The 12,010-nt window shown below is 40.5% G+C and carries 9 protein-coding genes; 3 read left to right on the top strand and 6 right to left on the bottom strand.

Features of this window, described 5'->3' with window-relative positions:
• Positions 1-8 precede the first annotated feature (8 nt).
• Positions 9-1,022, bottom strand: a complete 1,014-nt coding sequence (locus AC3KZC_RS03320) for an HlyD family secretion protein (protein WP_490579170.1) — start codon at positions 1,020-1,022, stop codon at positions 9-11.
• 234 nt (positions 1,023-1,256) lie between these two features.
• Positions 1,257-2,366, bottom strand: coding sequence for a tRNA nucleotidyltransferase/poly(A) polymerase-related protein (locus tag AC3KZC_RS03325; RefSeq protein ID WP_490579169.1), 1,110 nt, complete (start codon positions 2,364-2,366; stop codon positions 1,257-1,259).
• 132 nt (positions 2,367-2,498) lie between these two features.
• On the opposite strand from AC3KZC_RS03325, the gene AC3KZC_RS03330 reads away from it, so the two are divergent.
• Positions 2,499-3,410, top strand: coding sequence for an ExeA family protein (locus tag AC3KZC_RS03330; RefSeq protein WP_490579168.1), 912 nt, complete (start codon positions 2,499-2,501; stop codon positions 3,408-3,410).
• Between the two features lie 13 nt (positions 3,411-3,423).
• Positions 3,424-4,233, top strand: a complete 810-nt coding sequence (locus tag AC3KZC_RS03335) for a general secretion pathway protein GspB (protein ID WP_490579167.1) — start codon at positions 3,424-3,426, stop codon at positions 4,231-4,233.
• Positions 4,234-4,239: 6 nt separating this feature from the next.
• On the opposite strand, the gene AC3KZC_RS03340 is transcribed toward AC3KZC_RS03335, so the two are convergent.
• From AC3KZC_RS03340 to putA, 3 genes are all read right to left on the bottom strand, one after another.
• Entirely contained in the window at positions 4,240-5,424 is a 1,185-nt protein-coding gene (locus AC3KZC_RS03340) for a DUF3391 domain-containing protein (protein WP_490579166.1), read from the bottom strand.
• Between the two features lie 15 nt (positions 5,425-5,439).
• On the bottom strand, positions 5,440-6,642 hold the full coding sequence (locus AC3KZC_RS03345; RefSeq protein ID WP_490579165.1) for a cyclic di-GMP phosphodiesterase: 1,203 nt from the start codon (positions 6,640-6,642) through the stop codon (positions 5,440-5,442).
• 138 nt (positions 6,643-6,780) lie between these two features.
• Entirely contained in the window at positions 6,781-10,587 is a 3,807-nt protein-coding gene (gene putA, locus AC3KZC_RS03350) for a bifunctional proline dehydrogenase/L-glutamate gamma-semialdehyde dehydrogenase PutA (protein WP_490579164.1), read from the bottom strand.
• A 156-nt stretch (positions 10,588-10,743) separates the two neighbouring features.
• On the opposite strand from putA, the gene AC3KZC_RS03355 reads away from it, so the two are divergent.
• The gene (locus AC3KZC_RS03355; protein WP_490579163.1) at positions 10,744-11,220 is read left to right on the top strand and encodes an Lrp/AsnC ligand binding domain-containing protein; all 477 of its coding nucleotides are present in this window, start codon (positions 10,744-10,746) and stop codon (positions 11,218-11,220) included.
• A 115-nt stretch (positions 11,221-11,335) separates the two neighbouring features.
• Here the strand turns inward: AC3KZC_RS03355 and AC3KZC_RS03360 are convergent, their stop codons facing one another.
• Positions 11,336-11,944 carry a TIGR04211 family SH3 domain-containing protein gene (locus AC3KZC_RS03360; protein ID WP_490579162.1) on the bottom strand — a complete coding sequence of 203 codons (609 nt, stop codon included), beginning with the start codon at positions 11,942-11,944 and terminating at the stop codon, positions 11,336-11,338.
• Positions 11,945-12,010: the final 66 nt, after the last annotated feature.

Raw genomic sequence — 12,010 nt, forward strand, 5'->3', positions numbered from 1 at the left:
GTGTCCTGCTAATTCAACCACAACAGGAAGGCATCAAAACGTAGGCGGGATATTTGGCCTTTGGCGATAAAACCTACGCTGCGGGTGGGCAATAATAATTCGGCAACCAATTCGGAACCCTCAGGTAAAATATGCAGCAGTGGGGTTGATTGTGCTTTGGCAGGTGAGAGCGTTTCACCTGCAACCACTTGAATACCCGTCACTGTGCCTGCATGGCTGGCGGTTATTGTGTAGCTGTGGTTGTTTTTCACTTGCGCTAATTGATTTTCGATAACGGCTTTTTCACGCAATAAGCCATTAATGCGCAGTGTATATTGCTGAGGTAAATTTGCTGCATCAAAACTGGTTTGATTAATTTGATTAATTTGATTGTTTTGCTGAAGCAGTAAGCGAGCAATGTTTTGTTTTGCTTGCTTGGCTTCAAGCAATGCTTGTTGTTGGTTTTCTTTTTCAAATTTCGAAATAACACCATTATTGTGTAGCTTGTCAGCATCTTTTTGTTGTGCCACTAACAGTGATAACGTTTCGTTCGCAAGCGTTAGTTGGTTTTCGAGTGCGACCTTTTCGCTCTTTAACGCTATCGCTTTGCTGGCTAAGTTTTGGCTTTCTTTACCTTGAATGGTTTGATATTGCGTTATTTCTTCATCGAGCAATGTTAATTGTGAGGTTAATTGCTTTTGTAATTTGCTACTTAAGCTTAAACCATCGGCGTTATTTTGATGAATAATCAACGTTGCTAAGGCTTGGCCTTTTTCAACGACGTCGCCTTCGTTTACCAGCAGACTGTCGATAGTACCGCCTTGTGTGGCAAAACTTTTGATGACGCCTTTATTGGGCATTAAAAAACCGCGCACGGTTTCTTTACGTGAGTATTCAGCAGTGAATAAAAAAGTGATAATGGCGATAGCAACCGATACTAAAATTAACGCCGTTAGCTTAATAGATAAGGGTTGAGCTAAAGTAATGGCGCCTGTTAAACGCGCACTTTGATGGGATAGAGCTTCCTTTCTAAATAACGACACGGCCATTCCTTGGTGTGGTTGTGGGGACGGTGGGGATGTTAATCCGCCAAAAGTAATCTCGTCAAGCCATTATTGTTATAAAAATTACATGAAGTAAGCTTTTACCCCCCCCCAATATTTAGGTTAACTCATTGTATTTTAAAGATTAACTTCCTTGTGAGCTAATTGGTGTTTTTTATGGTCGCTTACATAGTTGCCAAGCAAGTAACCAATCTGAGTTTTTAAGCTTAGCGCTTAACCTAAAGCGGCTGCAATGGCTGTTAAGCGGGCTTGTTCCATTGCGGGTTTAATGGCTGCCCCAGTAATGCCTTGTTTGATAAACGTTTGTGCGTTAATGCTACTTGCTTGTTGTGCGGTATTTTCAAGGGTGAGTTGATGTTTACTTTTCTCGCCAAAATGACATTCAAATACCGCTAATAGCGCTGTTAGGCGCTCTGGGCGTCGCCATAAATCTAATGCATTAAAACAAGCCAGTATTTCACTTGCGCATAGTTTTGGCTGCATAAATAAAGGGTTAAAGCGAATGCTCAATTGGGCTAGGTCAGCAAAGCTATTGGGTAGTTTTAAATCTTGTTTGAGTTTTGCCAAATTAGGTTCATTCAACAGCAGTGCAACTTGGCAAAATAAAATTTCGGGCGTTGCTAATTGATGGTGTTTGGCGTAATCATGTTGTTGTTGTAAATCACAGGCCGTTTGTGTGCTCCACACTTGCGCTAAGTTTGGGCACAGCTCAGTAAGTGCATTGACCTGTTGCAGTACGGTTAAAAATGTTGCAAAGGCGCCATCATTTAATGACTTTTCCCACTCAATCCAAACTCGTTCTACCGTTAAGGTGTTTAGCTCATCTTGGGCCACCATATTTTGCATTAAAGTGATGGTTTCTGGTGCGACGGTAAAACCTAAATAATGATAACGGGCGGCAAAGCGGGCAACTCGTAAAATACGCAGCGGATCTTCGGCAAATGCACCGCTAACATGGCGTAAAATACGATTGTTTAAATCAGCTTGCCCATTATAGGGATCAATCAGTTGGCCATCAGGTGCTTGTGCGATGGCATTGACGGTTAAGTCGCGGCGAATTAAATCTTCTTCAAGCGTGACATTGGGATTAAAATCACAAATAAAACCTGTGTAGCCTTGGCCTTGTTTGCGTTCGGTACGTGCTAGGGCATATTCCTCTTTGGTTTTTGGGTGTAAAAAAACCGGAAAGTCTTTGCCTACTTGCGTATAACCTTTGGCTAACATTTGTTCTGCGGTCGTGCCGACAACAACAAAATCGCGTTCTAATATAGGGCGGCCTAGTAGCCCATCTCGTACGGCGCCACCGACTAAATAAATTTGCATGATAATGTTCACTTTTGGATCAGGCTGCTAGTTTAACATAGCAACAGAAGGCTGTAATTTTGGTGAGTGATTTTACTCGATGTTTATTTGTGCCATTATAAGGGCGAATTTTGTGACACAGGAACAGTTTAGGTGTATTTAAGCTATTTTGGATTAAGCGAAAAGCCGTTTTCAATAGCGCCTAACCCCGAGTATTTGTTTTTAAGCGAGCGCCATAAAGAGGCGCTGGCTCATTTAACATTTGGTCTTGGTGATGCAGGTGGATTTGTATTATTAACGGGAGAAGTTGGCACCGGGAAAACAACTGTGACTCGTTGTATGCTAGAGCAACTATCAGATTCAACACAAGTTGCTTTTATTTTAAACCCAGCTCTAAATGAACTTGAGTTGTTGGCGAGTATTTGTGATGAATTGAATATTCGTTATAAAAAATCAGAAACAAGTTTAAAAGATTTAACCGATAAAATAAAAAAGCACCTGCTGAAAAATCATCAAGCAAATGGCCATACTTTGTTGATTATTGATGAAGCGCAGCATCTATCAGCGGCAGTATTAGAGCAGTTACGATTGTTGACGAATTTAGAAACGAATACCAAAAAATTGTTGCAAATAATTTTGGTGGGCCAACCAGAATTGCAACAGCTATTAAAACGCAATGACTTACGGCAACTAGCACAGCGCATTACTGCGCGTTATCATTTGCTGCCATTAAATGAGTCGCAAGTGTTTGCTTATATCCAGCATCGTATTTTTAAAGCCGGTGGCCAAACTCAGTTATTTGAAATAGGCTCGATTAAGTTAATTCATCAATTAACCGCTGGGATCCCAAGATTAATCAATTTGTTATGTGATCGGGCGCTGATGGGGGCGTTTTCTAATCAATATCCATTAGTGACTAAAGCCGTTGTTAAAAAGGCTGCAGCAGAGGTGTTGCCTGATCAAGTAACAGATCAAACAGTATCATGCAGTGGTACTCAATGGCTTTGGTGGCTTGCAGGTGCAGCAATGCTTTTAAGTGGTTTTGCCTTATCGTATGTTTTTTAATTAAAAGGTTGTTATGTCGTATTTATTAGATGCATTAAAGCAAGAGAATCAACAAAATGGTGCGGCATCGGCCAATGTAGGCATGGCGGCGCAATTACATTACTCTGAGCAACAGTCGTTAAAATTTTATCGACGTCTAGTATTAGTTTTAGCGCTTGTTTTGGCGTTGATCGTGGGGTTTTTGAGTGGTAAGTGGTACCAAAGTTATCAATATGACCAAAGCGCGCTGAAGTTGGCGCAAGAAAAAGCTAATTTACCGCCTGTGCAAATTGAATCTAGCCCAGTAAATCCGGTTGTTGCTGCACCGAGCATTGAAAGTAAAATGATTGTGGAAAAAACGCATGATGAGCCTAAATTAGCAAACACGTTTGAAACTCAACATGACTCAAGCGCTGCTGATGAAATTGATTACAGCCAATATAAAGTAGTGGGTAAGCCATTAGATTTAACCGCTCAAAAAGAGCAAGATGCTGCTCTCAATGCTGTCCCCGATGAATTAAAAGCTGCCTTTGCCAAAGCGGTTGCGCAAACCGAGACACTCATAGAATATGAAGTCACTCAAGGGAGTCAGTCGTCTTCGCTCGTGCAACCGATTGAGTTATTACCAGATGTGATTGCCCAGCAAATCCCACCTATTCGATATCAGGCACATATTTACGCAACAGACGTAAAAAAACGTTGGATTAAACTCAATAACCGCTCTTTATACGAAGGTGATGCGTTATCGGGAATAACGGTATTAGAAATAGCGCCAGAACAAACGGTGCTGAGTATGGCTGGTTATAAGTTTAGCTTAAGCGCGCTACAAGATTGGCGAGAATAACAGAGGCTAGAGTGATGATAAATGTGAGGCCAAATCAAGGTTAAACTGCGATGCTTGGACGTTTGCTGCAATTTTATCATCACTTAAATCTGCAGTGAGTACGACTTCATGAATGTTAATGCAACGCTTTGATTTTACATTGTAAAAGCAATGGATCAGTGGCGTTGATGTACTGTTATCTTTAAAACCTTTGATATACCCCAGTTTTCCTGACTCAAGTTGTACCAAAAATCCTGCTGGGTAAATTCCAAGCTGTTTAATAACGCGTTTTATGAGTGTATTGTTAAATTGTTGCGGCGATTTTTTAATTAGGTACTGATAACATCCTTTACTCGAAATGCTTTTTTCACCTTCAAAGCCCGATGTTAAGCTATCAAAAGTATCGCAAATGAAAAAAAGCTCTAACATTTTATGCAGTGCAGCGGGTAGCTCTATCTGCGTTAATGAGTCGGTCGTTAGATTAGCTAACTGATATTGGCACAGTTGCAGCGTGTCATCTGGTGCTCCTCCGCTATTTGATAATATTTGCAGGGTTAATTGGCAATATTTATGACGTTGTAATCTTAAATAGCTGTTAAGTAGATGATCTTGTTTTTTAAATTGCTCTGAAAGTTTGTATTTCCCTAGGTCATGTAACAGGGCACAGAGAATTAAACAGATAATATCATCGTGTTTTTGTGTCACTAAATGGTGGGTGGTTGCAATGAGGATTGCCACCCGCATGCTGTGGCCTATAATGCTATTGGGTGTTGTTTTTATTTTAGTGATGCACAATAAACACCCTGGATTTCGCTTGACTGAATCTAAGATTGGGGGAATTAGCTGTTCTAGTTGCCAAATATTGATAGGTTGAAAAGAGATAACACGTTGCTCGATATCTAACATGGCTTTTTCTAGTTGAGTAAAAAGTTGATGTGCTTGCTCGAACTCACTGTTAAAACTAATTATTTTTGTTGTTATTGTGGGTTGGTCATCTTTTTCTGCGAGAGGTTCTGCTTCAGTACTTTGGATTTCTTTAGAGCAATCAATGATAACTTCAATTACCCCTTTTTTTTTCAAATCATCAATCGATTTTTGATTTCGCACCCAACCTGTTTGCGCTAAACGTACATTACCTATCTGCTTGCTGACACCCTCAACATAGCAACCAACTGTTAGTTTTGTAATTGAAATGCGTTGTAACTGACTCATAACTTACCGTAAAAATTAACTTAAAATCGAGTTTTTAAAAAACCTCATTAAATCAATACCAAACTCTTCTGGTTTGATGCCAGATTCTAACTCATCTGAGGCATATTTATCTGCCAAATTAAGATCTTTTACTTCTGTATGATGTTGATGTTTGGCGCTGTAGAATACTTTAACCCAAGGTTGTAGCGGGTTTTGAAAATTACTGCGAGTGACTATACCTAGCTTTTGGCTTTTGAGTTTTACTAAGGTGCCAACAGGGTAGATACCAATACATTTAATAAATTGATTTACAAGCTCAGTATCAAAGCAAGCAGGGCAATCATCTTTCATTATTTTAAAGGCCTGAATGGGATTCATGCCCTCTTTGTAAACCCGTTTTGCAGTGAGGGCATCATATACATCAACAATGGTTATCATGCGAACATGCTGTGCAATGGCGTCACCGCTTAAGCCAAAAGGATAGCCTTTACCATCAAGCCGTTCATGGTGGTAGGCTGCAATATCGACCGCAAGTCCAGAAAGCCCTGCCTCTTCTAATATTTCCTTACTATATAACGCATGATTTCTCATTTGCTTAAATTCATCGTCTGTGAATTTTCCGGGCTTGTTTAGTACCTCGTCTTGGATTTTTATTTTGCCAATATCATGCAGCAATGCGCCGGTTGCAAGTTGATGAATGACCTCAGGCTCAAGCAGCAGGTGCTTTGCAAAAATGGTCATTAAAACGGATACATTAATCGAGTGCTCTAATAAATAGGCATCTTTTTCGCGAATACGGGTCATGCAAGCAAGTGCATCTTGGTTACGAAAAATTGAATCAATAAATCCTTGTGCTACGTCTTCAAACGGGCCGATTTCTATTTTACGGTTGGCTTTAATGCTATCGAATGCTTGTTGTTGGAGTGATTTAGCTTCGGTATAGAGTTTTTCGGCTTTATTTATTTCATCATCAAATGCCGCTGTAATGGCTGTTGGATCGTAAGTGGATTTAATTGTTGTATGGCTATCGGGTGCTTTTTCTGAAGGGGTATCTGGTTTGATAAGGGCTTTATCGGGATCAATTTCAATCTCTAAAATACCAGCTTTAATGAGCTTGTCGATCGCAGCTTGAGTTCTTACTACCCCTTGATTTTTAATTTTGAATGAACCATGTTGCTTGGTTACGCCATTAACGTACATTCCTGGGGTAAGCTCTGAGACTGGGATTTTTTTTAGCATTACATGACAACATTGTGAAAGGTGTATGCTTTAAAACTAGCAACAAAAAAGCGATAAACCTAGCCGGTGGCACATAAAAAAGTAAAAAGGGCATCAGTGATGCCCTTTATGAGTTTACTTATAAATAAACATGAATGCTTATTGGTCGTCATCAACCGCAAGCGTCATTAGCGATGTATTACCGCCTGATGCTGTGGTATCGATGCTAATGGTTTTCTCGGTAATTAAACGAGAAATTAAGGTATCGTAATATTCACTGCTGATCACTGGTAAAATAGCACCACTACGCGCAGCTAACTGCTTACTAAAGTAGCCTAAACGTGATGAACGCGCTGCAACTACAGCACCTGCTAAATGGGTATGAGCCAAAATAGCTTGTAACTGGTTTGGTTTTGCAACTTGGAATACACCCTCAGCCACACCTGTTGAAATAAACTTATCTCTAAAGGCTTGTGCTTCGTCATAAAACAGCTCAGATGCTACTGTGATAACCGTATTACCTGCAGCTAGAGCTGTGATAATAGAAAGAACCCAGAAGTTAAACGAGGTGCTTTTATCTGCATAACACACTACACAACCGCGCGGCTCTAAATAAAGGATATTTGACTCGCCTGTTGGTCCAGGAAGTACAATCGCTTTTTTCATGCGTTTTTCAACACGGTTTAACTGTGAGCGCGCATCAGATAGCGTTAATGCTAAGTCATCAGCTAATTCATTCACGATATCAACCGTTGCTACTTTAGCTAACAATTGACGTACCACCGAAATACGATCGTTTAGCGGTGTTTTACGCCAAATTTTTTCATCGCGTAACGATTTCGCCATCAATTGATTAACTTGCTCTGCTGCACCTGGGAAGTTATGCGTTTCAAGCTCATCAGCACTTAAGTTTGTCATTTGTACGTTAGTTGGTGATGCTTTTTCTTTCACTAAACGGGTTAAATAGTTTGGACCACCAGCTTTTGGACCTGTACCAGATAAACCTCGGCCACCAAAAGGTTGTACACCAACAACGGCACCAATCATATTACGATTGATGTAGACGTTACCGGCACGTGACATTTTGGCTAAGTATTCAGCGCGCGCTTCAATACGTGTATGAATGCCCATGGTTAAACCAAAGCCAGTCGCATTAACTTGGTCAATCACGTTATCAAGTTGGTCGGCTTTAAAGCGAATAACATGAACACACGGACCAAATACTTCTTTTTTCAGCACGGATAAGTCGCTGATCTCGTATAAACGAGGGGCAAAGAAATAATGACCCGTGTCGCCCATCTGTGGTAATTCACATTGGTAATGTAAAGTTGAGCGACCTTTTAAGTATTCAACGTGTTCATTTAAGGCGTTTAATGCTTTTTGGTCGATTACTGGGCCGATATCGGTTGATAACAACGCAGGATCGCCAAGGTGTAGTTCAGCCATTGCGCCTTTGATCATGCGAATAACTTTATCGGCAATATCATCTTGAATAAATAATACACGCAGTGCAGAACAGCGTTGACCGGCACTTTGGAAGCCTGATGATACAACATCGTCTACTACTTGCTCAGGTAATGCGGTTGAATCAACAATCATACAGTTTTGACCGCCCGTTTCGGCAATCAATGGTACTTGGATGTCTTCACGTTGCGCTAACGTTTGTGAAATGCGTGTGCCTGTTTCTGTTGAACCAGTGAACATGACAGCTTGAATGCGTGGGTCTGGCACAATAACCTTGCCTACTTCTGAACCACGAGCAATAACGGCTTGAACTACATCTTTTGGTAAACCAACAGTTTGCATTAGTTCGATAGCACGTAAAGCGATTAAGCTTGTTTGCTCTGCAGGTTTTGCGATAACGGTATTACCTGTCACAATCGCCGCAGCAACTTGGCCTAAGAAAATGGCAAGAGGGAAGTTCCATGGGCTGATACATAAAATCACACCACGGGCTTCAAAGCGCTCATCTTTAGCAAGCTCTTCGGCGCGTGCAGCATAGTAGCGACAAAAATCAACTGCTTCGCGTACTTCATCAACGCCGTCTTTGGCAATTTTACCGGCTTCTTTGATACATAACGCAATCAGTTCATCACGATGGCGCTCTAAAATATCGGCTGTTTTACGAAGAATATCAGCACGATCTTTGACGCTAGTCGTTGACCAGCTAGTTAAGGCTGATTCTGATTTTTCAATCAGTTGACGCATTTGCTCTTCATTTTGCAATGAAATATGGCCAATGATTTCATTATGGTTTGCAGGGTTTTTAACCGCTTGTGCACCTTCAGGCAATTGTGCTTCGCTAATTAAATTATCAGCAAGCCACTTGTCTAAATTGGCTTTAAATGGCGTGATGTGGTTGATGTCAGTTAAATCTAACCCTTTAGAATTGGCGCGCTCGGCACCAAAAATATCAAGTGGTAACGTGATTTGCGAGTTGTATTTATTGCTGAGCCCTTGCAGTGTTTCTACTGGATCTGGCAATAGAGATTCAACTGGTTTGCTGTCATCAACAATTGCATTTACAAATGATGAGTTAGCACCATTTTCAAGTAAACGACGTACTAAATATGCTAGTAAATCTTCATGTTGACCAACAGGTGCATAAACTCGGCACTGCACTTCATCTTGCGTTACGATTTGGTCGTAAAGTGATTCACCCATGCCGTGTAAGCGTTGGAATTCAAAACCTTGGCTGTCACCTTGTGCAACTTCTAAAATAGTGGCCGCGGTGTACGCATTGTGAGTCGCAAATTGTGGGAAAATAACATCACGTGCCGCCATTAATTTAATCGCACACGCTTTGTATGATACGTCTGTAGTTGCTTTACGAGTAAACACAGGGAAGTGATCAAGGCCTTCTTTTTGGGTGTTTTTAATTTCGCTATCCCAATAAGCACCTTTTACTAAACGAACCATCATTTTACGACCAACACGGTGTGCAAGGTCGATTAACCATTCGATTACGAAAGTAGCACGCTTTTGATAGGCCTGAACCGCTAAACCAAAGCCGTTCCAGTTGCCAAGTGCAGGGTCTGAAAATACTGCTTCGATAACATCAAGTGATATATCTAAACGTTCTGCTTCTTCAGCATCAACAGTAAAACCGATGTCGTAATCTTTTGCAGCAAGAGCAAGTGCTTTTAGTTTTGGCACAAGTTCATTCATTACGCGTTCTTTATGAGTGAACTCATAACGTGGATGAATGGCTGATAATTTTACTGAAATGCCAGGGCTTTTAATTGGGCCACGGCCATTTGCTGCTTTACCAATGGCATGGATCGCATTGATATAGCTTTGATAGTAACGATCTGCATCAGCCATGGTGCGCGCACCTTCGCCCAGCATGTCGTATGAATAGACGTAACCTTTTTCTTCTTTATCGATCGCGCGTTCAATTGCTTCATCGATAGTTCGACCCATTACAAACTGCTTACCCATGATTTTCATGGCAAATTGTACAGATTTACGGATCACAGGCTCGCCAAGACGGCCTAGGGTTTTTTTCAAAATACCAAATTGTTCGTCTTTATTTTTATCAGAGTAATTCACCATTTTACCAGTGAATAATAAGCCCCAACTTGATGCATTTACAAAGATTGATTCACTATTACCTAAATGCGAGCTCCAATCACCGTGAGCAAGTTTGTCGCGAATTAAACTTTCTTGAGTTTCTTTATCTGGTACGCGAAGTAATGCTTCGGCTAAACACATTAAAACAACACCTTCTTCAGAAGAAAGTGAAAACTCGTTTAATAATGCGTCCACACCGCCTTGACCTGCTTGATCTTCACGGATATTCACCACGATTTGACGGGCACGTTCCCATGCGCGGCTACGGGCTGTTACACCAACTTCAGCTAAAGGTAAGATGTAATCAATCACTTCGTTTTCATCGATACGATAAAAATCACGGATTTTTTGTCTGATAGGACACTGTGTTGTTAAATCGTCATTGTAAAGCATTGCAAACCCTCAAAACAAAATGGAGCCAAACAAGATGGAGCCAAACAAAATAGAGCAGCATTCTATATAATATACAGCAGAATATGCTGGTTAATTTTGGCTAAATACCGTAAATTAGCGAGCACAAACAGGGGTTAAACCGCATAAAATACTGCCATGAGCCAAACTAAACCAAATCGCCAACTCGATAGAATTGATTTAGCAATTCTAGATGCTTTGCAACAAAACGGTAGATTATCGAATGTTAATTTAGCCAAAGAAGTCAATTTGAGCCCAAGTCCTTGTCTTGACAGGGTAAAGCGCCTTGAGAAAGATGGCTTCATTGATGGTTATCGCGCCATGCTAAATGCTGAAAAACTCAACCAAGGCTTAATGGCGCATGTTCAGATTACTTTAGAAAAATCAACCACAACAGTGTTTAAGCATTTTAAACAGCATGTTTTGTCTATTCCACAAGTTGCGGAGTGCGATATGGTGGCGGGTGGATTTGATTACTTGCTTAAAATTCGAGTGTCAGATATGAGTGAATACCGCGAAGTGCTTGGTAAGCTGGTGGACATTCCAGGTGTGGCAACAAATTACACGTATATGATTATTGAAAATGTTAAAAAAGACAGTGGTCTAATAATTTAATCCCCATTATTTAAAACAAAAAAGCACCTGAGGGTGCTTTTTTTGTTAATTCAGTATCAGGGTGGTGATTTATAAATCAAAGCTGAAATCGATGTTTTTGGATTAAATCATTTCCTTAGGCCCAACCATCGTAGCGTTTACGGCGTGATAATACTAACGTGATGATGATCCCAAATAATAAACCAGTAAAGCCAATAGCTGCGCCGTACATGAGCAGTTCTTGTTTCTCTTTTTCCGTATTATTAGCAACAATAGCTGTTTGTTGTGTACTTTGTTGCTTGGCAATTGAAAGCTTTTTAATCAATTGGGCAATTTCATCATTCAACATTGAATTTTGTTGTTGTAACTCGGGTAATTGTTCGCTTTGAAGTTGTAAATTATTTTCTAGTTCAGCGACTTTATCTTTCAATAATTGATTTTCAATGGTTAAACCACTTTTTTTAGTCACAAAACGTTGATCAACCCAACCAGTTCGGCCTTTATCATCTTTTACTTGGGTGTAGCCATCTTGCTCGGTGATCAATTCAAGTGGGCTACCTGCATTGATAGAGCCGATAATTCTAAAGTTTTTACCTGCACCCGCATGCATATAGATGTACAAATCATCGATGATATAGCCAGTTTGGATAGTATCGTTATTGGGAGTTGGTTGTTCAGTCGTTTCTGCACTGATACTCATTGTGGTGATGAGCAGCCCTGCGGTGAGTAAAAATTGTTTAAACATCCCCAAACCTTTGATTATTAATTATGATTATTTGCCGACAAATAGTATGAATTTACTCAAGTAATA

Source organism: Pseudoalteromonas sp. J2K-J031, from assembly GCF_058197095.2.